Genomic DNA, 26138 nt, shown 5'->3' on the forward strand with positions numbered 1-26138 from the left:
TTTAGCCGCAGTCGTACTCAACGTGTGATGAACGGGCCTGTCCACCACAATGAGCCCGCTCACCACAAGGAATGAAGAGGCGGTTAGAAGTGCCGTATGAGCGAACCAAACAGGTCCCCCCGGGGCATTTGGCTCAACGGGATTTCGGCGTTCTCGAACCACTGCGCACTGGCTTCAGGATGGGGGCCGCTCAGGATCACCACGCCCTTCTCGAAGGTATACCGCGCCGCCGCGACGTCGCCGTTGCGGTAGGTCGCGATGGCCGTGTAGGGCGCTACCTTGGGGAAGAACGGGCCGTCCTGGAAGAACACCTGGTCGGGCTTGCCGTCCCATGTGACCTGCACGGCGGCGTCGGCGCTGTCGGGCACTTCGAAACCGGGGCGGCCGGCTTCGCCGTCGAGGTCCACCGGGATCAGGCCGAGGTTGTTGTCATCCGCCAGGTAGGCACCCATGCACAAGCCCAGGTAGCGCCCGCCGTTGGCCACGTAATCGCGGATCGCTTCGCTGCGCGCATCGCCCAGGCTGCGCAAAGCGCCGGGGATGTCCTGGCCGCCGCCGGGTTGCACGTAGAGGTCGTAGCGCGCCAGGGTTTGCGGCGTGATGTCGATAGGCTCGTCGGCGCCCACGAAGTCGATACGGTAGTTGGGGTTGATGCGCTGCAGGGCCTTTGCCACGTTTTCCGAACAGTCATCGCAGCCTGCCAGGCCACGATATATGGCGACACGGGTGATAGGCGCCGAGGCTTCGGCCGGTGACGGCAGCAAAAGGGCAAAGGCAAACAACGTGGCGACGACAGCTCGCAGGTTCATGGTCGAGGACTCCTGAAGGACCACGCAAAGCCTATAGCGATTGCGCCGTTGAATCCGTTAACAGTTGTAAACGACGTTCAGTTGGGGATAACTGGCGGTCGAGCCCCGTTTTGATGACCTTGGCTAACGCATTCAACGCGGTGAAGTGGGCGGGCGCGGTTTACCTGATCTACCTGGGCATCCGCTCAAAACCGGCACACAGAAAGGGCTGACGCAGCGCTAGTCACTTGGCAAACGCATACTCCCCACCCTGCTCCACTGCCGTGCGATACGCAGGTCGGGCCTGGAATTTTTCTACCCAAGCCGCCAGGTGCGGGTAGGCCTGCAATTTGCCTTGGGCCCCGGCGACTTCGCCGATAAAGCTCATCTGGATATCCGCACCGCTCAGCTCGTCGCCCAGCAAGTACGCGTTATCTGTCAGTGCGTCGTTCAGATAACCCAGGTAGTTGGCCACTTCCGATTCAATACGCGGATGCAACGGCGCGCCGGCTTCACCCAGGCGGCCAACATAGAGGTTGAGCATCAACGGCAACATGGCCGAGCCTTCGGCGAAGTGCAGCCATTGCACGTAGGTGTCATAGGCAGCGCTGGCCGGGTCCGGTTGCAGGCGGCCCTGGCCGTGATGGCGGATAAGGTAGTCGATGATCGCGGCGGACTCGATCAACACCTGGCCACCGTCTTCGATCACCGGGGATTTGCCCAGCGGGTGGATGGCCTTGAGTTCCGGCGGCGCCAGGTTGGTCTTTGGGTCACGCTGGTAGCGCTTGATCTCGTAAGGCAGGCCGAGTTCTTCGAGCAGCCACAGGATGCGTTGCGAACGTGAGTTGTTGAGGTGGTGGACGATGATCATTGAGTACTCCGCGGAGCGAAAGGATGTCTTGGAAACAGACTACGCCAGCGTCCGGGAGTGCCGACAATTAAATTTCAACGCGACAAACACGCGTGGTTACCATGGGGATCGATTTCACAGGAGTTCCTCCATGGACCTGAAGTTCAGTCACGTCGACATACTGGTTGAAAACCTCGAGGAGGCTTGCGCCTATTACGCGCACATCCTCAACGCACGCATCTCAAAGACTTTCGTGTGGGAACGCGGCGGTCTGCATGTGCGCTATGCCGTGGTGCTGATGGGGCAAGAGCGGTTCATGCTGGTCCAGCCGATTGTCGGGAATCTGCGCGAGCTGTTGGACGCCCACGGCGAAGGCATGATTTACCGCCACTGCTACACCACGCCGGACATCGAGGTCGCCTATGACGAGCTGATCGCCGCCGGTGTGCAACCCGAGAATGAAAACGGCGTGCCCCTGGCCCGCGAGAACCTACAGTCACCTTCTGGCGGGCGCATTATCTGGCTGCCCAAGCGCTTCGGGCACTTCTCCATGGAGATCCTGGAAGAGAAGACACTCGAGGCGTTTATTGAGGAGGCGTTTGGCTGATCGACGCCCACGCCGCCTGGGCCAACAACGACGCATAGGCATTCGGGCTTTTCTTGACCCGCCCGGACAACCACGCCCGGGCGTAGTTTTCTGCCGCGCCAATGATCAGCGAGAGCAAAAGCTCGGCGGGAATGTGGCTGAACGCTTCAGCGCGGCCCTCCTCGCTCATCCACTCGGTCAATTGCCGATTGCGCTGTTTGTTGCGGGTGAGCAATTCATCCTTGAACGGGCCGTTGGCCACGGCGAAACGGCTCTGGAACACAAAGCGCGCCCAGTCGGGTTGTGCGTCCACCCACTCCACATAGCTGCACACCAACGCTTGCACACCTGCCTGGGCGGTTTGCGCCTGCGTCAGGTAGTGCTCACGCAGGGCGGCCTGGTCCTCCAGCGCGGCAAAAAACAGCGCGGCGACGATGCCTTCCTTGCTGCCGAAATGGTGGTAGATGGCACCCACGCTGGTGTCGCACCGCGCGCGGATGGTTTCGATGTTCGTGGCTTCAATACCCACTTCGTTAAAGCAGGCCAGCGCCTCGCGCAGGATGCTGCGCTTGAGGTCGCTGCGTCGGCCCGGGAAGGTGCGCTCGATCAGATCAGGTGCGTGCATGAAGTCGCTCGCCAAATGTGCGGAGTCTAAAGGTACAGCAGCCGCTAGAGAAGGCATGGCTTGACACCCTTGGAGTTCACAGAATATTGTTCCGTCACAGAATATTATTCTGTAAACCTATCAGGAGGAAATCCATGAGTCAGTTTCTCAGCATGTTCAACAGCGTAGGCCCAGCCGCGTTCAGCCAGATGGCCTGCCAGGTGGCGCCCTACTTCAGCACCATCAACCCTGAAATCGCCGAACTGCGCCCAGGCCATGCGGTGGTCAACGTGCCGTTTCGCAAGGAAATCACCAACCACCTGGCCTCGGTGCATGCGATTGCGTTGTGCAACGCGGCGGAATTGGCCGGCGGCACGATGACGGATGTGTCGATTGCCCAAGGCGCCAGATGGATTCCCAAGGGCATGACCGTGGAGTACCTGGCGAAGGCCAAGTCGAACATCCGTGCGGTGGCGGATGGCAGTGGCATTGACTGGTCAACGGCTGGCGACAAGATCGTGCCGGTGGATATTTTCGATGAGGGCGGGGTGAAGGTGTTTACGGCGAAGATCACCATGAATGTGAAGATCGCCTGAGGCCGGGACGGCAGGCTCGGCGTTTGCCGAGCCATGCGTCACCTCACCATCGACCACAATGAAGCACCGACGCCGGTGATGCTCTCCCCCGCGATCAAGCCGGCAGCGGCGGTAATCGCAAAACGCTCGGTGAGGCTCGGCCAGCGGCAGCTCACCAGCCAGGTCAGTATGGCGCCCAGGGCCATCATCAGCGAAACCGAAGCCGGCAGCACGAAGGCCAGGCCCAGTGCCGCGGCACTCGGGAGGAAGCGGGCGCGATGGGCAGGCAAGGTGCTGTCCAGCACGCCGAGCAGCACGCCAACCAAGCCGCCGATGGCAATCGCCCAGCGGATGCTGGTCGATAGCGAGTCGAGCCCATGGGTGAGGGTTTGTGCCACCGCTTTCCAGGTGGCGACCGCCGGTGCCGGCCACTCTTCGGTGAGCAACATGGACTGCGGATCGGGGATCAGTGCCAGGTAGGCGAATACGCCGACGATACTGCCGATGAAAATCCCCAGGATCTGCGCGATCACTTGTTTGTGCGGTGTGGCGCCAATGGCCTTGCCCACCTTGAAATCGTTCATCAGGTCCGTGCATTGCCCGGCTGAACCGCCAGCGGTATTGGCGCTCATCAGGTTGATCGGCACCTGCCCCGGCGCAACGATGCCGAAGCTCAATTGGGACAGTTGGCCGATGGCACCGATGGGCGGGATGCCGGTGGCTCCCACCACGCGCGCGGCGACGGCAGCCAGGCAGATCGCCAGCGGAATGGTGAGCAACGCCATCCCCAGGTCGATGCCGAACAGCAGCGCCTGCAGGCTCACCACCAGCCCGATCGACAGCGCGAACCCAGCGGCAGGCCCGGGCTTGGGCAGGGTCCACGTCGAGCCGCCGCTGGACTGGGTCGATCGGTACAAACCCCACAAACGTATCGTCAACGAGGCCAGGGTGGAACACACCATCAGGCTCACACCCGGCCACAGCAACCACTCCACCAGCGCGGCAAACTGTGGGCCGCTGCTGTCCGCAGGCAATGTCACCAGGTGTTGCGCCAACAACCAGGGGCCCAGCCCGCCCCAGGCGAGCAAGGCGCCGAGCAGCAGGGTCAGGCCCACGCGAATGCCGATGATGCCGCCAAAGCCCACCAGCAACAGCGAAGGGTCGGCAGTGAACGTCAGGCGCTCCAAGTGCGCGCTGGGCGACCAGCGCGGGAACGCCCACATAAAGGTATCGACCCACTTGACCAAACCGGAGAGCAGCGCGGCGCTGAGCAGCACCTTCAAACGCGTCGCGGCTTCGCGACCGTGGTTGTAAATGTGCAACAGGGTTTCCAGGGTGGCCATGCCTTCGGGGAATTTCAACGCGTGGTCATTCAGCAGAGACGGCCGTAGATACCAGGCGATCCAAATGCCCAGGAAACTGACCGAGAACACCCACGCGATCATCGGCACAGCGTCCAACTGGTTGCCCGTGAGCAAGGTATAGGCCGGGATCGGCGCCACTAACCCGCCGGAAATGATCGACGCGGCGGCCGATGCGACGGTCTGGTTGATATTGCTTTCGTGCAAGGTCCACGGCAGTGGTTCGGTGGCACGCTTGGCCAATCCCTGGAAGATGGCATAGCCGATCAGCAAGGCAATGATCGACATGTTGAACGACCAGCCGATCTTCAACCCGGCGTACACATTGGAGGGCGTGAGCAGAATGCCGAGCACGGTGCCGGTGATGACGGCGCGCAGGCTCAGTTCGCGAATCACGGGGCCGTGCGGGAGGGGCGTGGCGGGCATGCGGATTCCTTTCGGCAAGAACACAGGGCTACCTGACAAGTGAGCCCCATATCCGCCGAAGGTTCATCCCATTGCTCAGCCCAGGCGGAACCGCGCCGTGTTATCGCTCAACGCCTGGCTGCCTTTGCTCAGGGTGTCGGCTGCGCGGTTCACTGCCCGCGCACCGTCGAGCAAGCGCCCGGCGGCCTGGTCCACTTGCTGGATGTTGCCGCTCACTTCATCCGCCGTCGCCGCTTGTTCCTCGACGGCGGTGGCAATCTGCGCCAGGGTGTCGGTCACCTGCTGCACCGCCCCGGCGATCTCGCCCAGACGGGTGCCCAGCCCGGTGACGGACTCCGCATCCGCCAGCGCTTGTTCACACGCGGCGCCCATCAGGGTGACCGCCTGGCTGACCGTGGCGCGCAGGCTGTCCACGGTACCGGCGATCTGTGCGGTGGAGGCCTGGGTGCGCTGCGACAAACTGCGCACTTCATCGGCCACCACCGCAAAACCACGGCCCTGCTCGCCGGCGCGCGCGGCTTCGATGGCGGCGTTGAGGGCCAGCAGGTTGGTCTGTTCGGCGATGCCGCGAATGGTGTCGACCACCGACTGAATCTGCTGGCCCTGCTGGCTGACTTGCTCCAGCGCATCGGCGGTATCAGTCAGGCGTTGGTTGAGTTGCTGGATGCTGGCCGTGGTGCGCTGGCTGTCACGGCTGCTGTCTTCGGCAATACGCCGGGTCTGCTGGGCACTGCCCGAGGCGTGCTCGCAGCTTTTGGCGACGCCCAGGGAAGTGGCGGCCAGCTGGGTCGCAGCGGCGGCAATCTGGCTGATTTGGTGTTGCTGGTCTTCGACTTCGGTAAGGGTGCTGCCCGATTGCGAATTGAGGGTGAGCACCGCCGAGCCGAGTTGCTGCGTCTCGTGATTGACCCCCAGCAGGCTGGTGCGCAGTTGCACCACCGCCACGTTCAGCGCGGTGCTGATGGCCGCGAGTTCGTCGCGCCCTTCCACCGCCACCTCCACGCACAGGTTGCCGTCGCGCAGGGACTCGGCCAGGGTGGTGATGCCGCTGGCGCTGCGGCGGATCGAGGCTTGCAGGCACATGAACAGGTACAGCGCGGCCAGGGCCAGCAGACTGAATAGGGCCGCGACGGGGACAAATTTCTGCAACGAACGGTCACGGTAGTGACCCAGGCGCGCATCCAGCGAGTCGAGGGATTGGTTACGCAGCGCGCCCAGGCTGTCGAGCATGCCGTCGACACTGGTTTCAAAGGCCGCGGTATCAAGCTTGATGGTGCCGCCGAACACGCCGTCGTCGAGCACTTTGAGTTCGTTGTCCAGGCGTTGCAGGCTGGTGTCGTACTGGGTGGTCCAGGGTTCCAGGCCGGCATATTGCTTGGCCTTGAGCGAGGCCGCCGCCTTGACCAATTGGTCCCGCGCATCGCCGATACGGCCGCGCAGGTCACGCATCTGCAAACGGCTTTGCAAGGTGAATTGCCCCGAGGCGATGGAAGACTGGCCGACACTGGCCATGCGCCCGATGCGCTCGATCAGGTCCGGCGTGTACTGGGTGGAAATCTGCATCAACAGGTAGGTTTCCAGCCACGGGTCGAGAATCAGGCCGGCGTCCAGGGTGATCTGTTCGCGCAGGGTTTGCATGGCGGTCAGGGCCGAGGTGAAACGGTCGTAACCGTCCGGCCACCAGCCCACGGTGCGCAGGGACTGGGAGTCCATGCCCTTGACCGTGGCCTGCAACGCATCGAAGCGGGCCAGCACGTCGGCACCGGCATTCCGGGCCTTGAGTGAATCCCCCAGGGCTTGCAGGCTCTGCAGGATCAGTGGGAAATTCGCATCGACCTTGTCCATCGCCGCCTTCGCCGCCGGGGTCGGGGCGTGCAGGATATCGGCGGCTTTCCAGCGTGCGGCCAGGTTGCGCTGCGCCGTCAACTGGCCGTCCAGCCCATCCAGGGCCAGCAGTTGGCGAACGCCGGATTGCTCGCTGGAAATCACGGTCAGTTTGTCGCGGTAGTCCGAGCCGATCATCCACAGGCTGCCCGCCAGGGGCAGCATGAACAGGAAGAATAGAATCTGGAACTTGCGCGCAAAGCCGAACCGCCCCAGCAGGCGGATACCCGGTGATAAAAGGCTGTGCATGTGCGACCACTCCCCAAAAACGACCCAGGCGGTGCACCGCCGGGTGAAGCCTTGAAATGACTAACAGCAAAATGCCATGTCATTGATTGGGAAGGCACTAGCAAGATGTGGGCCGTTGGTAGAGAGGCCGGATACAGACGGGTTGGCACCTGACGGTGCACGCAAAGCGCCCTGAAATGGGGCAAAACCACCCATCACTGAGCGCAGATTTGTAACCACGCCACAAATCCAAGCCCCCCTCCTACATTTTCACTCCCCGACAGCCTCGCTTACCCTTGCGTCTGTCCGGCCATGTACCGGCTGAAGTTATTGATGTGATCATCCAGATTATCCTCAAGCATCATCCGGTACTGGTCGCAGAAGTACTTCAACATCGCCTCCCGTGCATCGGCCATTTCCGCGCCGGACTTGAAGTTGCGCGCACTCGCCCAGGCGTTGAAGCGCGTGGTGCCAAACATCATCGAGGCGCTGACCTGGCCGAGGTTTTCGTGGGCCTGGAGCTGCGCGTTCGACAGCTCGATATGCGCGTCGGCGCGGTCGTAGAAGGTGGGGTCGATGGCGTCTGCCATGGTGGTTTTCCTTGGTCATCAGGTTTGAATGAGGGTCGATCAAGCCAGCAGCGCGGTGATCCACCTGGCCTGTTGGGAAATCTCCTGCCACTTTTCCTGCGGCACCGCCTGCCGCGCCTGCTCGAAGCTGGCCAGGGTCTTGTGCTTTTGCTGCAACAGGCGCTGCCACTTGGCCAGGAACGCCGGGCTGCGCGCCTGCATTTGCAGGGGGCCGAAGTACAGCTGTTCGGCGGTGTAGGCCACCGGTCCGGTGCGCTCGGCCACGATGATCTCGTAGTAGAAACGGTTCTCGCGCAGCAGCTCTTCATGGAGGATCGCGTAGCCGTTGTCCATCAGCCACTGGCGCAGCGGTTGTTCGCCACCGTTGGGTTGCAGGATCAGGCGCTCCTGGCCGCTCAGGTGCCGTTTGCCGCTTTCAAGAATGTCGCGGATCGTCTCGCCGCCCATGCCGCAGACGCTGATAGCGGTGATGCCGTCATGGGGTTCGATGGCCGCCAGCCCATCGGCCAGGCGCACGGTGACCTGCTGTTCCAGGCCGTTGTCGCGCACGGTACGTCGCGCCGCATGGAATGGCGTGGTCGCCACCTCCCCCGCCACTGCCGCCGTGATCAGGCCGCGACGCAGCAACGCCACCGGCAAATAACCGTGATCGGAGCCGATATCGGCCAGCCGCGTACTCGCCGGTACGTTAGCGGCCACGCGCTCCAGGCGCAGGGATAAGCTGTGTTCGTTCAACGGCCCTGCTCCCCGGAAAAACGATCGCGGCTGTTGGTCAGGTGCAGCACCATGGCGGCGCGGGCGGCGTCCGGGTCCTGGCGTTTGATCGCGTTGAAGATCGCCTCGTGTTCCAGGTTCGCCAACTGGCCCAGCCTGGCGAAGTCGGCACCGCCGCGCTCATCGCCCTTGACCTGGGTGCGCGGGATCATCGCATTGCCCAAGTGCAGCATGATTTCGGTGAAGAAGGTGTTGCCGGTGGCCTCGGCGATCAGTTGGTGAAAGCGTTTGTCTTCCTCCACGCAGCTGTCGTTACTGGCCAGGGAAGCCTGGTAGTCGTCCAGCGCCTGGCGCATGTGGGCCAATTGGGCGTCGGTGCGGCGCACGGCCGCCAGCGCGACGGCTTGTACTTCAAGGCCCAGGCGCAACTCCAGCATGTTGCGCACGCTGGCCACCGTGTCCACATGCAGGCGCAAACCTTGCTGGGCCTGCTGCTCCAACACAAAGGTGCCGATGCCGTGGCGGGTCTCGACCAGGCCGGACGCCTGCAACTTGGAGATAGCCTCGCGCACCACCGTTCGGCTCACGCCGTGCTCGTGCACGATGGTGGATTCCGAGGGCAGTTTTTCACCGGGTTTGAGTTGGCCGAGCAGGATGCGCTGGGTCAGCGCGTCGACCACGCCTTGGGCCAGGTTGGTGGAGCGTCTGCGGACAGAGCTTCCATTATCGATGGGCATATTACGCGTCCACAGGGTTGAGCAGCCGCAAGCTTAACATCCCCACCTGGCCCTCGCGCCTACTGGGTGGTTGATGCGCAAAAAACCGCCAACTTGTATGACAACTAATTTGTAAAGCTCTCTATAACCAAGAAAACCCAAGGATGTTGCAGAAAAAATAAAACAGCTTGTATGATGTCTGGCAACTCGACACGCAAACCCACATAAAAACAATCAGGGGGAGTCTGGAATGGTGACCACTTCAAGCCATGCATCTGCCACACCCGAAAATGATGCCGTCCTCACGCGCGCCGTGAGCAAGGTGAAGGGCCATGTGCTCCCACTGTTCGTGATCATGTTCATCCTCAACTACATCGACCGGGTCAATATCGGTTTTGTGCGCACGCACATGGAACACGACCTGGGCATCGGCGCAGCGGCGTATGGCTTCGGTGCCGGGTTGTTCTTCATCGGCTATGCCCTCTTCGAAGTGCCCTCCAATATGCTGCTGCAAAAGGTCGGCGCGCGTATCTGGCTGACCCGCATCATGTTCACCTGGGGCATCGTCGCTACGCTGATGGCGTTCATTCAGAACGAAACCCACTTCTACATCCTGCGCTTCTTGCTGGGCGTGGCTGAAGCCGGCTTTTTCCCGGGGGTGATCTACTACTTCACGCGCTGGTTGCCCGGTGTGGAGCGTGGTAAAGCCATTGCGATTTTCCTCAGTGGCTCGGCGGTCGCGTCACTGATTTCCGGTCCGCTTTCCGGCGCGCTGTTGCAGATCGAAGGGTTTGGCTTTCACGGCTGGCAATGGATGTTTGCCATTGAAGGCCTGGCCTCAGTGGCGCTGGGGTTCTTTGTGTGGTTCTGGCTCGACTCCAAACCCCACGACGCCAAATGGATGACCCGCGAGGAACAGGACGCACTGGTCAATGCCATCGACCAGGAACAACGCGACCGCGAAGCCCTCACCCGCGTCAAGCCGACCCTAGGCAAGCTGCTCAAGGACCGCCAGATCCTGCTGTTCTGCGCGTTGTATTTCTGCATCCAGCTGACGATCTATGCCGCCACGTTCTGGCTGCCGAGCATCATCAAGAAGATGGGCGACTTGAGTGATGTTCAGGTCGGTTTCTTCAATTCGATCCCGTGGCTGATCTCGATCATCGCCATGTATGCCTTCGCGTCGTTGTCCGGCAAGTTCAAGTTCCAGCAGGCCTGGGTCGCGGCAGCACTGCTGATTGCGGCGGCGGGGATGTTCATGTCGACCACCGGCGGGCCTATCTTCGCGTTTGTGGCGATCTGCTTTGCGGCCATCGGCTTCAAGTCGGCGTCGTCACTGTTCTGGCCGATCCCCCAGGGCTACCTGGATGTGCGCATTGCCGCTGCGGTGATCGCGCTGATCAACTCCATCGGTAACCTGGGCGGCTTCGTCGCGCCGACCACCTTCGGCTTTCTGGAGCAGACCACCGGTTCGATCCAGGGTGGCCTCTATGGCCTGGCCGGCACCTCGGTGTTCGCCGCGATCCTGGTGTTTTTTGCCAGGACGGCCCCCTCTGCCGCATTGAAGCCACCGAGCGGCGTGCCCACCGCCGCCCTCGGCAAACCACTTTGAGACCCGTCAGGAACCTGCCATGAATACTCCCGTCGTTACGCACTTCCAGGTCATACCCGTCGCCGGCCACGACAGCATGTTGCTCAACCTCAGCGGCGCCCATGGGCCACACTTCACGCGCAATATCGTCATCCTCAAGGACAGTTCGGGCAACACCGGCGTCGGCGAAGTGCCCGGCGGCGAGCGCATCCGCGAAACCCTGGAAGACGCCCGCAGCCTGGTGATCGGCCAGCCCATCGGCCAGTACCAGCGCATCCTCAACCAGATGCGCAGCGCCTTTGCTTCACGCGATGCCGCCGGTCGCGGCCTGCAGACCTTTGACCTGCGCATCACCATCCATGCCGTCACCGCCATGGAAGCGGCGCTGCTCGATTTGCTGGGCCAGTTTCTCGAAGTGCCGGTGGCGGCCTTGCTCGGCGAAGGACAGCAGCGCGATGCGGTAAAAATGCTCGGCTATCTTTTCTATGTCGGCGACCGCAACGCCACCACGCTCGCCTACCGCAACGAAGCCGACAGCGACGACGACTGGTTCCGCCTGCGCCATGAAACGGCCCTGACCAGCGACGCCGTGGTGCGCCTGGCCGAAGCCGCCCAGGCCAAATACGGCTTCAACGACTTCAAGCTCAAAGGCGGCGTATTGAGCGGCGACGCCGAAATCGAAGCGGTCACCGCCTTGGCCGAACGCTTCCCGGATGCACGCATCACCCTCGACCCGAACGGCGCCTGGTCACTGAAAGAGGCTATCCGCCTGTGCCGCGACCAGCACCACGTACTCGCCTATGCCGAAGACCCCTGCGGTGCAGAAAACGGTTACTCAGGTCGTGAGGTCATGGCCGAATTCCGCCGTGCCACCGGCCTTAAGACCGCCACCAATATGATCGCCACCGACTGGCGCGAGATGGGCCACGCGATCCAGCTGCAATCGGTCGACATCCCCCTCGCCGACCCGCACTTCTGGACCCTGCAGGGCTCGGTGCGTGTTGCACAGATGTGCCATGAGTGGGGCCTCACCTGGGGCTCGCACTCCAATAACCACTTCGATATTTCCTTGGCGATGTTCACCCAGGTGGCCGCCGCAGCACCGGGCGACATCACCGCCATCGACACCCACTGGATCTGGCAGGACGGCCAGCGCCTGACCAAAGCGCCGCTGAAGATCGAAGGTGGTTACGTGAAGGTCCCAAGCAAACCAGGCCTGGGTGTGGAGATCGACCTGGACGCCGTGGCCCAGGCCCACGAAGTCTACAAAGGCATGGGCCTCGGCGCGCGGGATGACAGCGTGGCGATGCAATTCTTGATTCCGGGGTGGCGCTTCAACAACAAGCAACCCTGCCTGGTGCGATAACCCCTTCCTGCAGGAGCGAGCTTGCTCGCGAAGATCGCCAACGATAACGCGTCCTCTCCGGATAAACGCAATGCCTAGGTTTTCTTCGCGAGCACGCCCGCTCCTGCAATTGGCTGTACCGTCAGCTCGACGCCCAAGGCCAGCATCAGCTTCTGGATCGTCTCGTAGCGGGTCTTCGAGCCGCCTTTCAACGTTTTATAAAGACTCGCCCGGTTCACCCCAGCCGCCTCGGCCACTTTGTTCACACCTTGGGCCTTGGCAATCTCGGCAAGCGCCTTCATCAGCACCTGCATGTCTTGAGCCTTCATACTTTGCGCCAGATACGCACTGATGGTCTCCGGGCTGTCAAGAAAGCGCGAAGCCTCATAGACGCTGGTTCCGGACGTATCCAGATCGAGGATCGGCATATCCTCGGCTACTCCCTGTCGATGCCAATGGATTTTTATTTCCGGCGAGCGCCGGAACAAAAAACCCTGGTTCAGCACCTGCACAACCATCGGATGGATACTATGAGCGCTTGTTTCCCCAATGTTTAAAGCACCCGATCAAACAACGGCGCCACGTCATACCGCTGCTTCAACATCTGTGCATCCACCAAAAAGTCCGCCGTGGCCTGGGCCTCGCTGATAATCGTCGGCGAGATCGGCAGCACCTTGATTGCATCGCGCTTGAACCACACCTTGGCGATTTCCGGCGCCGACTGGTTGGCCTTTGCCCAGGCTTCGGCGTATTCATCGACGTGGGCGTTGCTCCAGGCTCGGGCGCGAGTCAGGCGGGCAATGAAGTCTTTGATGATCGCGCTTTTCTGCGCCAGGGCCGGCTCGTACGCCACGATGTAGGTCGGCGCACTCATCAGGCCCTTGGCGTTGCGGATCAGGGTGCTGCCTTCTTTTTCCTGCAGCGACACGTAGGGTTCCCAGGTACCGAAGGCGTCGATGTCGCCCTGGGTCAACGCCAGGCTGGCCTCGGCCGGCAGCAGGTATTTGAAGTTGACGCTGCTGCGTGGCACCCCCGCTTCATCCAGCGCCTTGTACGCCAGTTGCTGGCTCCATGAGCCGTTCCAGATGGCGACGGTCTTGCCTTTGAGGTCGGCCACCGAGTGAATGCCCTTGCGCGCCACAATGCCCACGCCATCAAGGCTGGTCTGGGTGCTGGCGACGACTTTTACCGGTGCGCCGTTGGCGGCCAGGCTGATCACCGGGGTGTCGCCGACGATGCCCACATCCAGCGCGCCGCTGGCCACGGCCGAGGCTACCGGGGAACCGGTGTTGAAGCGCTTGAAGTCGACTTTGTACGGCAGGTCCTTCAGCTCGCCGGACAGCTCCAGCACGATGCGGTTGGAAAAGAACTGGTCACCCACGACGAGGGTCAACGGCTCGGCGGCGCTGGCCGACGGACCATAGAGCGCAAGGGAGGCCACGCCCAGCAAGGACAGCAGTGTTCGACGGTTGATCATGAAAAATCCCACAGGGTTAGAGGGTTGGTTTAACCATCTGTGGGCATGCAGTCTGGTCGCGTCAGGTAGAAACTAACGCAATAAAAGCGCGGGGTTTAATACTGTTGGGCACTATCGATAGAACCGTCCCACAGGTCGCTAGTTGCTTTTCGTATTAAAACCTTCGCTGCCGCTGGGTTAGGGTGACGTCACCAGACCACTGGACCCCAGCACCTGAACCACTTTCAGCAAGGTCCATTGCATGTCGATTCCCGCTTTGAATATCTGGGGCGCTCCGCCCACTGCCCGCTACGAACAACTGGCCGCGCCGTTTCGCCCACTGTTTGCGCACATTCTCGCGCAGGCCGCCGAGGCGGATCAGACACGCGCCAGCCTCGCCACGGTGATCCAGCAACTGAACGCCCTGGGTCTGCCGCGCTGGCGCCTGCCGGCCAGTTATGGCGGCCAGGATGCGACCCTGGTCGAGCTGCTCACGCTGCTTGCGGAACTGTCCGCCGCCGACTCCAACATCACCCAGGCCCTGCGCGGCCACTTTGGTTTTTGCGAAGACGTACTCAGCGCCAAGGACCTCGACTGGCGCGCCAAGTGGCTGGACCGCCTCGGCCAAGGCGCCCTGCTCTCCCCCGGCAGCACCGAAGTCGGCAACGGAGCCCGTGGCGATTTCGACACCCGCCTGCACCGCGATGCCGCCGGCGCATTGCGCATCAGCGGCAAGAAGTTCTACACCACCGGCGCGCTCTACAGCGACCTGATCAATACCATCGCGACCGGTGAAAACGGCACCGTGTATACGGTTGTCGTCGACCTGAAAGCCCCCGGCGTGAAGATCGTCGACGACTGGAACGGCTTCGGCCAACGCCTCACCGCCAGCGGCACCTGCATCTTCGATCACGCACCGGTGATGGACAACGATGCGCGCCCCACCCAACAGCGCTTCGGCCATGGACAGTCGTTCTTCCAGCTCTACCACCTCAGCACCCTCGCCGGAATCGCCCGACGCGCCGCCCTCAGCGGTGCCGAAGAACTCAGCCAGCGCGCCCGCACCTTCACCACGGGCAATGCCGACACCGCAGGCGAGGACGTGCAACTGCTACAGGTGATTGGCGAAGTCGCGAGCCAAGCCTACGCTGCTCAAGCGATTGCCCAGCAAGCGGCGCAACGCCTGGAGTACACCGCGCAGTCTGTGATTGCCCATGACCAGCCACTGCATGACGATGATCCGCAGGTTGCATTGGCCGAGCTGGAAGTGTGCCTGGCGGTGAACCCGGTGGTGGATGCGACGCTGGCCGCGACCACCGCCTTGTTCGACGCCCTGGGCGCCAGTGCCACCGCCAGCAGCAAGGCGCTGGACCGGCTGTGGCGCAATGCGCGCACCCTGGCGAACCATAACCCGCGGGTGTACAAGTCGCGGATCGTAGGCAATTACCTGGTCAATGGAGTCCTGCCGCCTGCGCAGTGGCGGGTGGGTGTGGCAAAAAGCACTGACAGTTAGAGGGCACAACAAAGATCAAAGGTGGGAGGGGGCTTGCCCCCGATTGCGGACATCCAGTCACTGCATTGTTAGTTGACCCATCGCCATCGGGGGCAAGCCCCCTCCCACAGGTAACCTACACGCTCACAAACTTCAGCACCCGCGCCAACATCCGGTCGCAGGCCTGCAACTGCGCCAGGCTGATGAACTCGTCCGGTTTGTGGCCCTGCTCCATGCTGCCAGGCCCACACACCACCGTAGGAATACCGGCCTGGTCGAACAGACCACCCTCTGTCCCAAAGGCCACCGTGCCAAAATCCTGCGAGCCACAGAACTGCGCCACCCATTCGGCGGCCTGGCTTTCAGGCGATGTGGCCAGCCCGGGATAGCTCGACAACTCACTGATGCTGATCGCCGATTGCGCACTCACCGCCCGCATCGCCGGCAACAGGGAGTACTCGGCGTAGTCACGCAGTTGCTGCACCACCTGCCAGGGATCCTGGGCCGGCAGCGAGCGCACTTCAAAGTCGAAACTGCAGTCCTGCGGCACGATATTGAGCGCCTTGCCGCCACTGATCAAACCAGTCTGCACCGTAGAAAACGCCGGGTCGAAACGCGCATCCAGATGCTCTGGCGCCTTGAGCGTTTCGCCGAGCCGCACCCATTCGCTGACCAGGCGCGCCGCGTATTCAATGGCGTTCACGCCCGCCGGCGCGTACGCCGAATGGCACGCCGCGCCATGCACCTGGCAGCGCATCGCCAGCTTGCCTTTGTGGCCCAGCACCGGCTTGAGTTCGGTGGGTTCGCCAATCACACACAGCAGCGGCTTTACCGGCTGCCCGTGGAACCGCTCGATCAGCGAGCGCACGCCCAGGCAACCGACTTCCTCATCGTAGGACAGGGCGATATGCACCGGCATGCGCAACGGCGCCTGCACCAACGCCGGCACGCACGCCAGCACACAAGCGATGTAGCCCTTCATGTCCGCCGTGCCACGGCCGTACAACTTGCCGTCCTGTTCGGTCAGCTCGAACGGCGCCACGCGCCAGCGCTGCCCGTCCACCGGCACCACATCGGTATGCCCGGACAACACGATGCCGGGCACCTGCGCCGGGCCAATGGTCGCAAGCAGGTTGGCCTTGCTCTTGTGCGCGTTGTACACCAGCTCACAGGCCACGCCGTGGTCTTGCAAATAGGTGCGCACGAAGTCGATCAAGGCCAGATTGGATTCGCGGCTGGTGGTGTCGAAACGCACCAGTTGCGCCAGCAGGTCGCGGCTGTTCATCGGTCATCTCCCGGCACCGCATAACCCGGTGCGATCTGCGGGTTGAGGGCGCGGTCGATGTAATCCTGCAGTTGCCCGCGATAGGCTTGCCAGAGTTGGTCGAGGGCGCTGATCGGGTCCGCATCGGCCCAATCCACACGCAGATTGACCACTGGCCACAGCAGGTCATCGACAATCACCAGCGCCGCCGAATGCACCGGCCCCGCTTCACCACCACCTGCCACACCGGCGTGCATCGCGGCCAGCAGGCGGTCGGCCAGGTGCCCCGGGGCCGCTTCGAACGCCGCCACCATGGCCTCGATTACGCCGGGGTTGGCCAACATGTTCCCTGCCGCCACGCATTGCTCGCCACTCACTGCGTGGTGAATACCCAGGGTCTGCGCACCGCTGAAATGCGCGGTGCGGCCCAAGTGATCAATCACGCTGACCTGGCGATACTCGCTGTGATCCTGACCGGCCAACGTCGCCAGCGCTTCACTCGGTGTCAGGCCCTGCTCCAGTAAATCCAGCACCTGAGGCCCCAGGCTCGGCAAGGTAATGTTCTGCGATGCCACCGCGCCCACGCCGGGACGCAGCCATGGGCAACGCGCGCCCACGGCAATGCTCGATGAGCTGATCGCAATGCCCAACTGGCCCGTCTCGGCGCAGCGGGCGACAACCGAAAACGTCATGGAGGTGTCCTCAATCGAGCACGGAAGGGTCAGCGTCGATCATCAGCTGCTTCATTTCTTCGAAATGCTGGCGCGAAAAGTCCGCGATGCCTTCCCAGCCCCGCGCGGTTTTTTCCGCCACTTCATCGGACAGCACCCGCAACGGCTGTCCGGTGGACCAGGCCGTGACGAGGATCTGGCAGGAACGTTCCAGGGTCCAGATGTCGTCGAACGCTTCACCGATGGAACCGGCCGTGACCATTACGCCGTGGTTACCCATCAACAAGCGCGTCTTGCCGTCGAGCAACCCGGCCAGCCGTGCGCCTTCGGCCTCGGTGTCGGCCATGCCGCCGTACAACTCGTCCACGGCTACGCGGTTGAAGTAACGCGCGGTGTTCTGGTCGATCGGCGGGATGTGCGGCCTGGCCAGGCACGCCACCGCGGTGGTGTACACCGGGTGCAGGTGCAGCACCGCACGGGTCTGTGGCAACAGCCGGTGGATCTGCCCGTGGATCGACCAGGCCGTGGCGTCCACGTTGGGGTGATCGGCACAGGCCGTGTCGTGCGCATTCAACAGCAACAGATCGCTCGCGCGGATACGCGAAAAGTGCTTCCACTTCGGGTTGAGCAGAAACTGTTTGCCATCGGCCGAAACGGCGGCACTGAAGTGGTTGGCCACCGCTTCATGCATGCCCAGATGGGCGATGATGCGAAAGGTCGCCGCCAGGTCGATGCGCGTCTGTTCTTCGTGGGATAACGCCATGGATCGCTCTCCGCAGGGCGCGGCCGCAGGCGAATGCGGCACGCGCGTGTAGGTTTACTTCGGCATCAGTGCGGCGATGTCGGCATCGGTCGGCGCTTGGAAGTTGTACTTCTTGAGCAGGGCGGCGTACTCCGGCGTGGCGCGGTATTTTTCCAGGCCGTCGAGCAGGGCTTTTTTCACCGTGTCATTGCCTTTCTTCACGCCGAAGCCGTTGAGCACCGGGTAGATCAGGGTGTCGGACGAGATCACCACGCGGCTGCCGAGCTTGTCGATCACGCCTCGGGCCACGGCGGCATCGGTGATCTGCGCTTCGACGGCGTGGGCCAGCAGCGCCTGGGTGGTTTGCGGGTCAGTGCTGTATTCGCTGATCTGGATCGGCTTCAGGCCCTTGGCGACGCAGTATTCGGTGGACAGCTTGTTCATCTGCGCCAGCCACGAGGTGGCCCCCATGGAGCCGATCTTGTGGCCGCAGAACTCTTCCGGGGTCTTGGGCTGGAAGGCGCTGTCCTTAAGGGTGAGGATCGACTCGCCGCTTTTCAGATAAGGGATCATGTCGATCACTTTGACCCGCTCGGCGGTGATGTACATCGACGAGTTGGTCACATCGAAACGCCCGGCCTGCAGGCCAGTGATCAGGTTGGGGAAGCGTGTGTCGAGGGTCTCGACCTGGCGGCCCATGACCTTGCCCAGGCCGTCCATGAACTCGATATCAAAACCCGCCGGCTTGTTGTTATCCATGTACTCATAGGGGAAGAACGTCACGTCGGAACCGGCGATGATCTTGCCGTCCTGCTGGAACGCCGAAGCGGCCAACGAGGTCAGTGCAACGGCTGCGCCCAGCAGGCACACGGCAAGGGGACGAACACTTTTACGAAACGCTGTCATGGTGATTACCTGCAAGGGTTTAGGGGGGTTAGGCAGTGGCTGAATCTTGTCCCGCCTGTTGCACGAAGAACGAGGCACCACGGGGCTTCTGCGGCAGGCGCATGTGGTTGTCGGTGGAACGCACCAAGCCACTTTCTTCACCGGCCACCAACAGGCCGGCATGTGCGCTGGGCAACGGGTTTTCGCCGAAGGGCAGCGCGTCTTCAGCGGCATAGACACTGATGAACAGCGTGCGCGGCAGTTCGGTCTCGTTTGGGCTGGAAGCATGCAAAAGCCGGGTGTGCATGAAGCACACCGAGCCGGCCGGCCCGTAGCAGGCCACCGGTTGCTGGCAGTGTTGCGCGACCACGCTGTCGTCCACCGAACCGGTGAAACGCTGATGCTGCCAGTGCGACCACAGCGGGCCTTTGTGGCTGCCGGGGATCACGTTCAGCGGGCCGTTCTGCGGCGTCACTTCGCTGACCATCAGCAAGGCGGTGACGATGTCGTCGTTGCTGTGGGGCGTGAACAGAAAGTCCTGGTGCCACTTCACCTGCGTCGCGGTGTGGGGCAGCTTGGAGTTGATCTTGCTGTGGTGAAAACGCGTGCCCTGGGCGCCGATCAGTTGCGCGGAAATCGCCGCCATGCGCGAGTGCAACGCCACGCGCTCATAGGCCGGCGAAATCTCCGTGGGCGAGCTGACCCGGCGCAGGGACGGGTGGTCGGCGCGGTGGTCGCCCTCCAGGTCAAAGCGCTCACGGCCATCGACAGTGGCGCCCCAACCCCGGTCATGGCTGCGGCTTTCTTCCACCCATTGGTCGAAGTCGTTCTGCAACGCGGCCACTTCATCCTGCGACAGCACGCCTTCGACCACCAGGAAGCCGTCGCGCTGGAATTGTTCGATTTGCGATTGCTCGATCATTTTAGTGTTTCCTGAACGTTAAAGAGATCACGCCAGCGAGACGTCCTTGAGGAACGCCTCCACGCGTGGGTTGTGGCCGCTGCGCAAGACGCCCGGCGTGTCGTCGCAGACCACGCGGCCCTTCTCCATGAACACGATGCGGTCGGAGACCTTGAAGGCAAAGTTCATCTCGTGGGTGACGATGACCATGGTGATGCCCTCCTCGGCCAGGGCTTCGATCACCTGCAGCACCTCGTTGACCTTCTCCGGGTCCAGCGCCGAGGTAGGCTCATCGAACAGCATGATCTGCGGGCGCATCATCAAGGCGCGGGCGATGGCTACGCGTTGCTGTTGGCCGCCAGACAACTGGTGCGGGTACTTCCAGGCGTGGTCGAGCATGCCGACCTTGTGCAGCAGCGCGTAGGCCTGTTGCTTGAGTTCGGCGGTCGCGCCCAGGCGGTGGTACTTGGGCGCCATCAGCAGGTTGTCGAGCACGCTCAAGTGGGGGAACAGGTTGAAGCTCTGGAACACCATGCCGATGTGCAGGCGATGCTCGGCGTGCTCGATGTACTGGGGTTTCTGCGCGCCGACTTTGTTCAAGTGGATGAAGGGTTGGCCATTGATCCTGATCTCGCCGTTGTCCAGTTGCTCCAGACCATTAAGCAGGCGGATCAGCGTGGTCTTGCCGGAGCCCGACGGACCGATCACAGACACCACTTCACCGGGCTGGATCTGCAGATTCACCGAGCCCAATACCTCGATATCGTTGTAGGCCTTGTGCAACCGCGTGGCCTGCAACGCCGACTCGCCATTATTGGCCGGGCGCGCCAAGGCAGTGCGCTGCTGGGTCGCCAGGGCCAGCACCGCCGCATCGGGAACACGGGACACGTTGCGCTGGTTGACGTCGAGAAAGCGCTCCAGGCGCTTGAGCAGGAAGTCGAACACCGTGACGATAAACACATAGAAGAACGCCACCGCCGCCATGGTTTCGATCACCAGGAAGTTCTGCGAATACAGGCGCTGGCCGACCATCAGGATCTCGGTCAGGGAGATCACCGACACCAGGGAGGTGAGCTTGACGATGGAGATGTATTCGTTGGCCAGCGACGGCAACGCCACCCGCAGCGCCTGGGGAATTACCACGCGCCACTGGGTGCCGAAGAACTTCAGGCCCAGCGCCCGAGCCGCCTCGCCCTGCCCTTTGGGAATCGACAGCAGGCCACCGCGATGGATCTCAGCCACGTAGGCGGTCTCGCAGATCACCAGGGCCAACAGGCCGGACCAGAACGGGTCGGCCAGCACCGCCGAGGTACCGGGCAACGCTTGCGGCAGGTTGTAGATAAAGATCAGCAGCACCAGCAACGGCAGGCTGCGAAATAGCCAGATGTAGCCGCGGGCCGGCACGCTCAGCAGGCCATGTCTGGATTGCTTGGCCAGGGCCAGCAGAAAGCCCAGGCCAATGCTCAACACCCAGGTCAGGGTGCTGAGCTTGATCACCGTCCACGTCGCGCGCCAGAACTCGGCATCGCCCAGCAAACCCAACATGTAGTTCCAGTCGAATGTCATCGTCGCTGTGCCCTGAGAAGTTGATCTACATCGATGGGTTCAGAGTCGTGGCGGGAGGCGGTTGGGGTCAATTCGTAAAAGCCGGGGCACTGGGTAGGCAGAACCTATGCAGCCTGAGAGCAACCAAAATCCAATGTGGGAGGGGCCCCCTCCCACCTTTGGTGCAGGCTTGAATCGGCCGTATTGCGCATGCCACTTACTGGTGCAAGCTCAGCCCACACCGCTCAACACCCGCACCGCATGCGGGTCAAAAAAGCTCGGCGGCGCCATGCCGGGGATGTACTGGTCGGACACAAACATGCGGCACCGCTCGGCAAACGCCGACACCACCCGCGACAGCTGGGTGTTGCTGGCCGTGGCGTAGCCCAGGCGCATCGGCCGGTGTGCACCCGCCAGGCGCAGGCGGATCACGCGCTTGCCGTCCTGGGACATGTTCGATTTGGGCCGCGCATTCGCGAAGGAATAGCCGATACCGTTGCCCACCATGGCGCGCACCGTTTCAAGGTTGGTGGAGCGCATGATGATGTTCGGTGTGGTGCCGGCCTGGATGAACAGGCTGAGGAAATAGTCACGGCTCCACGGCGTGTCGAGCAGCACCACCGGGAAGGCCTCCAGGTCCTGCATGCTCACGGCCGGTGAGTTCGCCAGTGGGTGGTACTCGCCCACCATCACGTAGGGCGGCAGTTGCGCCAGGGGTTGGAAGTCGATGTCCGGGCTGGTCACCAGGTCGTAGGTCAGGGCGATATCCAGCTCGCCGCTGCGCAGTTTTTCCAGCAGCTCTTCATGGTTGCCCTCGGCTTGCGTCAGCCGTACGCCGGGAAACGCACGGCCGAAACCGAACACCAGCTCTGGCGTGATCATCGGCGCCAGCGACTCCAGGCAACCCACGCGCAACGGCCCGCGCACCGTGTTCAAGGACTCCGAGGCGATGGTGTAGAGGTTGGTCATCTGCTCCAGGATCAGCTTGGCTTCTTGCATCACCAGGCGCCCCACCGCCGTGAGGGAAATGCCCTGGGCGTGATGGCGGATGAACAACTGAATGCCCAGCTCCGCCTCCATATGGGTGATCGCCGCCGAGATCGACGGCGACGACACATGAATGCGCTCGGCGGCCGCACTGATGCTGCCCGCCTCTCCCGACGCGACGAAATACTCCAGTTGACGCTGAGTAATACGACTGAGCATGACGCCTGCCCCTCAACAATGACTGTACCGGTGGTGTTGCAGGGTTCGTGCCGGGTCAGGCGCAAACCGATGACCTGCACGGGCTTCGGTTTTTCCTAAGCACTACCCCGCGCAAATGCTGGTTTCGCCGCAGCCGGGGCGGTGTGAAGCTGGATCTATCCCGCTTCCCACGAGTTGCCGTTATGCCGACCCACACCCGCATCCGCATGTTCAATACCCAACAGACCTACCCCAACCAGGCGCTGGACAACGACCTGTGCCAGGCCGTGCGCGCCGGCAACACCATTTACGTGCGCGGCCAGATCGGCACCGATTTCGACGGCAACCTGGTCGGCCTCGGCGACCCGCGCGCCCAGGCCGAGCAGGCGATGAAGAACGTCAAGCTACTGCTGGAAGAAGCAGGTTCGGACCTGTCGCACATCGTGAAGACCACCACCTATCTGATCGACCCGCGCTACCGCGAGCCGGTGTACCAGGAGGTGGGCAAGTGGCTCAAAGGTGTGTTCCCGATTTCCACTGGGTTGGTGATCTCCGGGCTGGGCCAGCCGGAATGGTTGATGGAGATCGATGTGATCGCCGTGGTGCCGGACGATTGGGCCGTATGAAAGCGCTGATTGCCTGGAGTGCCCCATGACCCATCGTGTGTTTTTCCTCAACGGGCCTAACGCCAACCTGTATGGGCTGGATGAAAACGGCACCTATGGCAGCGAAAGCTTCGCCAGCATCGACGCCCGCTGCCAACGCCACGCCGCCGCCCTGGGCCTGACGCTGGACTTTCGCCAGAGCAACCATGAAGGCGTGCTGGTGGACTGGATTCAGGAAGCACGCCTGCACGCCGACGCCCTCGTGATCAACGCCGCCGGGCTCAGCTACAGCTCGGTGCCGATCCTCGATGCGTTGCTGGCGTTCGACGGCCCGATCATCGAAGCGCACATGAGCAATATCTGGCAGCGCGAAAGCTTCCGGCACCACTCCTATGTGTCCAGGGCCGCCACCGGTGTGATCGCCGGGTTGGGGGCGCTGGGTTACCAACTGGCAATCACGGCTGTGGCCGAATTGCTAGGCCAAACCGCCTAATGACTGTTCAGGAACCGCCTATGTCCGTCGAAAAAATCAACACCTTGGTCGTCGGCGCAGGCCAGGCCGGCGTCGCCATGAGCGAGCACCTGTCCTTGATGGGTGTGCCCCACCTCGTGCTGGAACGCCACCGCATTGCCGAACGCTGGCGCTCGGAACGCTGGGACTCTCTGGTCGCCAACGGGCCGGCGTGGCATGACCGCTTTCCCGGTCTCACCTTCGAAGGCATTTCGCCGGAAGCCTTCCCGCCGAAAGAGCGCATGGCCGACTACTTCGAGGCCTACGCGGATAAGTTGCAGGCCCCTGTCCGCACGGGCGTGGAAGTCCAGTCGGTGGAACGCCACGCAGGCCGCCCCGGCTTCAAGGTCACCACCTCCGCGGGCGTGATCGAAGCCGCCAACGTCGTTGCTGCCACCGGCCCGTTCCAGCGCCCGTCAATCCCGAACATCGTCCCCGCCAGCGCACCGTTGCACCAACTGCATTCCTGCGCCTACAAGAACCCCGGCCAACTCCCCGAAGGCGCCGTATTGGTGGTCGGCGCCGGTGCCTCCGGCTCGCAGATCGCCGAAGAACTGCAAAAGGCCGGCAAGACCGTGTACCTCTCGGTGGGCGAACACTACCGCCCGCCCCGCGCCTATCGTGGCCGCGACTATTGCTGGTGGCTGGGCGCGTTGGGCTTGTGGGATGAAGTCAAGATCCAGCCGAAGAAAAAGCACGTGGCGTTTGCGGTGAGTGGTTACGAAGGCGGCAAGACGGTGGACTTTCGCCGACTGGCACATCAAGGCATTCAATTGGTGGGCGTTACCCAGGACTGGGCGGAAGGCGTGATGAGGTTTCAACCGGGGTTGGCCGAGAACGTGGCTGAAGGCGACCGCGCTTACTTTGACGTACTGCGCGATGCGGATGCGTATATCGAGGCCAATGGCTTGCCGTTCCCGCCGGAGCCACAGGCCTGGGAACTGTTGCCCGATCCAGAGTGCCTGGTGAACCCGATGTTGAGCCTGGACCTGGCTGAAGCGGGCGTGACCACAATCCTTTGGGCCACCGGCTTCAAGTTCGATTTCAGCTGGTTGAAGGTGGACGCGTTCGACGAGAAAGGCGAGCCGTTCCACAAACGCGGGATCTCGGCACAGAGCGGAATTTACTTCCTGGGTTTGCCGAACCTGGTCAACCGCGCATCTTCATTTATCTATGGGGTTTGGCACGATGCGAAGTACGTGGCGGACCATATCGTGCTGCAGAACGCGTACAGGGCGTACGACAAGTCCTAATCCTGCCGGGACGAAAGGCGCGAGCCTTGCCCGGTTGCCTAAGCTTGCGTCAGAATCCGCCGGCTTGTGCGCTTGGGTGAGCGTCTCTAAGGTGGCTCGGTCGCTGAACACTCAGTGATCGGGTTTAGTAGCCCGAGTGACAACATAAAGTGCATGAGCCTCATCGATCAGATGTTCTTGTCTGTGCTTGATGGTGGCTGTGCGCAGGGCGCCCTCGGGCGCGCCGGCTTTGTGTGTTTCCCCGGTCTACTAACCTGCGTACAGCCGCCACCCTCTCGTTTAGTAGCGAAAAGGTGTTGGCCCTAAAACAGGTACAACACACATGTTCAAAGTCACGCCCAATCCTCCAAACGGTCCCGACCTGAAGCTCAATCATGCGGCGAATCGTGCGATTGACCATTACCTCAACCCCGGTGCCGAAGCACCACCTGCGCCACTCTTCAGCATCGCCAGCGATGCCAGCAACGAAACATTGATCGTCAACAGCTACGAAACCTTTTCCTCGGTCAGCGCCTTGCTGCTCGACCTGTCGGAGGCGTTGACGGGTAAACAGCGGGATGTGGTGCTGGCCATTCACCAGTTGAGTGAGTTGGGGGTTTTGTTGGTGGATAAGCTGATGGAGCGCGAAGCTACGCTAGCCGATCCAGGTCTTTGAGAAACCGGCCATATCCGGCTGATGCCGTCCCATAAGGGCGAACACTGCAACTGTGGCGAGCGGGCTTGCCCCGCTCGCCACAGGGTACTTATCGTCAGTTCTACCTAACGACCTTGAAAGGGCTGCCCCTTACAACGACTCGCGCTTCCAGGCAGTGCTTTCAGCCACGCTTGGGCAACTTCCAATTCGGCCGAATAAAGTGGCAGGTATAGCCATTGGGAATCCGCTCCAGATAATCCTGATGCTCCGGCTCCGCCTCCCAAAACGGCCCCGCCGGCTCGATCTCCGTCACCACCTTCCCCGGCCACAGCTTCGATGCATCCACGTCCGCCGCCGTATCTTCGGCCACCTCCCGCTGCTGCTCACTCAGGTAATAAATCGCCGAACGATAACTGGTCCCCAAATCATTGCCCTGCCGATTCGGCGTGCTCGGGTCATGGATCTGGAAAAAGAACTCCAGAATCTGCCGGTAGCTGATCACCGCCGGGTCAAACACGATTTCAATCGCTTCGGCGTGGTTGCCATGGTTGCGGTAGGTGGCATTCGGCACATCGCCGCCGGTGTAGCCGACGCGGGTGTGCAGCACGCCGGGGTAGCGGCGCAACAGGTCCTGCATGCCCCAGAAGCAACCGCCGGCGAGGATGGCGGTTTCGGTTGAGTTGGTCATGGTCTGCCCTTGCGATAAGTGAATACCTGCCTAGTTATGGGGCCGTGT

Annotated in this window: 27 protein-coding genes; 9 read left to right on the forward strand and 18 right to left on the reverse strand. The window is 62.2% G+C overall.

The features are described 5' to 3' along the window. Positions 1-83: 83 nt before the first annotated feature. Together LUU92_RS19490 and LUU92_RS19495 are read right to left on the reverse strand one after the other, a co-directional pair. The gene (locus tag LUU92_RS19490) at positions 84-809 is read right to left on the reverse strand and encodes a BPL-N domain-containing protein (protein ID WP_257102509.1); all 726 of its coding nucleotides are present in this window, start codon (positions 807-809) and stop codon (positions 84-86) included. A 223-nt stretch (positions 810-1032) separates the two neighbouring features. Further along, positions 1033-1659, reverse strand: coding sequence for a glutathione S-transferase family protein (locus LUU92_RS19495; RefSeq protein ID WP_257102510.1), 627 nt, complete (start codon positions 1657-1659; stop codon positions 1033-1035). Between the two features lie 130 nt (positions 1660-1789). Between LUU92_RS19495 and LUU92_RS19500 the strand changes: the two genes are divergently transcribed. Further along, positions 1790-2245, forward strand: coding sequence for a VOC family protein (locus LUU92_RS19500; RefSeq protein ID WP_222540109.1), 456 nt, complete (start codon positions 1790-1792; stop codon positions 2243-2245). On the opposite strand, the gene LUU92_RS19505 is transcribed toward LUU92_RS19500, so the two are convergent. Beyond that, positions 2223-2849, reverse strand: a complete 627-nt coding sequence (locus LUU92_RS19505; protein WP_071490154.1) for a TetR/AcrR family transcriptional regulator — start codon at positions 2847-2849, stop codon at positions 2223-2225. The genes LUU92_RS19500 and LUU92_RS19505 overlap by 23 nt on opposite strands. Before the next feature lie 134 nt (positions 2850-2983). Here LUU92_RS19505 and LUU92_RS19510 point away from each other — a divergent pair, with 134 nt between their 5' ends. Then, on the forward strand, positions 2984-3424 hold the full coding sequence (locus LUU92_RS19510; RefSeq protein ID WP_071490155.1) for a hotdog fold domain-containing protein: 441 nt from the start codon (positions 2984-2986) through the stop codon (positions 3422-3424). A gap of 38 nt (positions 3425-3462) precedes the next feature. Here LUU92_RS19510 and LUU92_RS19515 read toward each other — a convergent pair whose 3' ends face one another. From LUU92_RS19515 to LUU92_RS19535, 5 genes are all read right to left on the reverse strand, one after another. Then, complete coding sequence (locus LUU92_RS19515; RefSeq protein ID WP_257102511.1) at positions 3463-5190, reverse strand: OPT family oligopeptide transporter; 1728 nt, start codon at positions 5188-5190, stop codon at positions 3463-3465. Between the two features lie 75 nt (positions 5191-5265). After that, positions 5266-7323, reverse strand: a complete 2058-nt coding sequence (locus tag LUU92_RS19520; protein WP_071490157.1) for a methyl-accepting chemotaxis protein — start codon at positions 7321-7323, stop codon at positions 5266-5268. A gap of 269 nt (positions 7324-7592) precedes the next feature. Continuing rightward, positions 7593-7892, reverse strand: a complete 300-nt coding sequence (locus LUU92_RS19525; protein ID WP_222540112.1) for a DUF3144 domain-containing protein — start codon at positions 7890-7892, stop codon at positions 7593-7595. Between the two features lie 39 nt (positions 7893-7931). After that, complete coding sequence (locus LUU92_RS19530; protein ID WP_257102512.1) at positions 7932-8627, reverse strand: tRNA (adenine(22)-N(1))-methyltransferase; 696 nt, start codon at positions 8625-8627, stop codon at positions 7932-7934. Next, on the reverse strand, positions 8624-9343 hold the full coding sequence (locus LUU92_RS19535) for a FadR/GntR family transcriptional regulator (protein WP_071490160.1): 720 nt from the start codon (positions 9341-9343) through the stop codon (positions 8624-8626). The genes LUU92_RS19530 and LUU92_RS19535 overlap by 4 nt, the downstream gene beginning before the upstream one ends. Before the next feature lie 232 nt (positions 9344-9575). On the opposite strand from LUU92_RS19535, the gene LUU92_RS19540 reads away from it, so the two are divergent. Together LUU92_RS19540 and gudD are read left to right on the forward strand one after the other, a co-directional pair. Beyond that, on the forward strand, positions 9576-10934 hold the full coding sequence (locus LUU92_RS19540) for an MFS transporter (protein ID WP_093124973.1): 1359 nt from the start codon (positions 9576-9578) through the stop codon (positions 10932-10934). Positions 10935-10953: 19 nt separating this feature from the next. Then, positions 10954-12279 (forward strand): glucarate dehydratase, encoded by a 1326-nt coding sequence (gudD, locus tag LUU92_RS19545; protein ID WP_257102513.1) that lies wholly within the window; start codon positions 10954-10956, stop codon positions 12277-12279. A gap of 74 nt (positions 12280-12353) precedes the next feature. Here gudD and LUU92_RS19550 read toward each other — a convergent pair whose 3' ends face one another. Further along, positions 12354-12686 (reverse strand): addiction module antidote protein, encoded by a 333-nt coding sequence (locus LUU92_RS19550; RefSeq protein WP_257103870.1) that lies wholly within the window; start codon positions 12684-12686, stop codon positions 12354-12356. Between the two features lie 125 nt (positions 12687-12811). Continuing rightward, complete coding sequence (locus tag LUU92_RS19555; protein WP_257102514.1) at positions 12812-13735, reverse strand: ABC transporter substrate-binding protein; 924 nt, start codon at positions 13733-13735, stop codon at positions 12812-12814. A gap of 241 nt (positions 13736-13976) precedes the next feature. Between LUU92_RS19555 and LUU92_RS19560 the strand changes: the two genes are divergently transcribed. Next, positions 13977-15227, forward strand: coding sequence for an acyl-CoA dehydrogenase family protein (locus LUU92_RS19560; protein WP_257102515.1), 1251 nt, complete (start codon positions 13977-13979; stop codon positions 15225-15227). Between the two features lie 115 nt (positions 15228-15342). Here LUU92_RS19560 and argE read toward each other — a convergent pair whose 3' ends face one another. From argE to LUU92_RS19595, 7 genes are all read right to left on the reverse strand, one after another. Next, complete coding sequence (argE, locus tag LUU92_RS19565) at positions 15343-16491, reverse strand: acetylornithine deacetylase (RefSeq protein ID WP_222540116.1); 1149 nt, start codon at positions 16489-16491, stop codon at positions 15343-15345. After that, a complete protein-coding gene (locus LUU92_RS19570; protein WP_071490166.1) occupies positions 16488-17162 on the reverse strand; it encodes a DUF1028 domain-containing protein in 675 nt (224 codons plus the stop codon). Before LUU92_RS19570 ends, argE begins: the two co-directional genes overlap by 4 nt. 10 nt (positions 17163-17172) lie before the next feature. Beyond that, positions 17173-17904, reverse strand: a complete 732-nt coding sequence (locus LUU92_RS19575; RefSeq protein ID WP_071490167.1) for a class II aldolase and adducin N-terminal domain-containing protein — start codon at positions 17902-17904, stop codon at positions 17173-17175. A 54-nt stretch (positions 17905-17958) separates the two neighbouring features. Beyond that, a complete protein-coding gene (locus LUU92_RS19580; RefSeq protein ID WP_071490168.1) occupies positions 17959-18789 on the reverse strand; it encodes an ABC transporter substrate-binding protein in 831 nt (276 codons plus the stop codon). 28 nt (positions 18790-18817) lie between these two features. Further along, positions 18818-19690 carry a phytanoyl-CoA dioxygenase family protein gene (locus tag LUU92_RS19585; protein ID WP_257102516.1) on the reverse strand — a complete coding sequence of 291 codons (873 nt, stop codon included), beginning with the start codon at positions 19688-19690 and terminating at the stop codon, positions 18818-18820. 27 nt (positions 19691-19717) lie between these two features. Then, a complete protein-coding gene (locus tag LUU92_RS19590; RefSeq protein ID WP_071490170.1) occupies positions 19718-21235 on the reverse strand; it encodes an amino acid ABC transporter permease/ATP-binding protein in 1518 nt (505 codons plus the stop codon). A gap of 210 nt (positions 21236-21445) precedes the next feature. Continuing rightward, positions 21446-22420, reverse strand: coding sequence for a LysR family transcriptional regulator (locus LUU92_RS19595; protein WP_071490171.1), 975 nt, complete (start codon positions 22418-22420; stop codon positions 21446-21448). Between the two features lie 182 nt (positions 22421-22602). Here LUU92_RS19595 and LUU92_RS19600 point away from each other — a divergent pair, with 182 nt between their 5' ends. The 4 genes from LUU92_RS19600 to LUU92_RS19615 all read left to right on the forward strand — a co-directional run bounded on the left by LUU92_RS19600 (position 22603) and on the right by LUU92_RS19615 (position 25423). After that, positions 22603-23025, forward strand: coding sequence for a RidA family protein (locus LUU92_RS19600; protein ID WP_222540117.1), 423 nt, complete (start codon positions 22603-22605; stop codon positions 23023-23025). Positions 23026-23050: 25 nt separating this feature from the next. Continuing rightward, positions 23051-23497 carry a type II 3-dehydroquinate dehydratase gene (locus tag LUU92_RS19605; RefSeq protein WP_071490172.1) on the forward strand — a complete coding sequence of 149 codons (447 nt, stop codon included), beginning with the start codon at positions 23051-23053 and terminating at the stop codon, positions 23495-23497. 20 nt (positions 23498-23517) lie between these two features. Then, complete coding sequence (locus tag LUU92_RS19610) at positions 23518-24768, forward strand: flavin-containing monooxygenase (protein WP_257102517.1); 1251 nt, start codon at positions 23518-23520, stop codon at positions 24766-24768. Positions 24769-25090: 322 nt separating this feature from the next. Then, positions 25091-25423: a DUF6124 family protein gene (locus LUU92_RS19615; RefSeq protein ID WP_078049491.1), complete on the forward strand. Its 333-nt coding sequence runs from the start codon at positions 25091-25093 to the stop codon at positions 25421-25423. A 160-nt stretch (positions 25424-25583) separates the two neighbouring features. On the opposite strand, the gene msrA is transcribed toward LUU92_RS19615, so the two are convergent. Beyond that, positions 25584-26090, reverse strand: a complete 507-nt coding sequence (gene msrA, locus LUU92_RS19620; protein ID WP_257102518.1) for a peptide-methionine (S)-S-oxide reductase MsrA — start codon at positions 26088-26090, stop codon at positions 25584-25586. Positions 26091-26138: the final 48 nt, after the last annotated feature.

It is taken from the genome of Pseudomonas extremorientalis (assembly GCF_024584605.1).
GTDB lineage: Bacteria > Pseudomonadota > Gammaproteobacteria > Pseudomonadales > Pseudomonadaceae > Aquipseudomonas > Aquipseudomonas extremorientalis.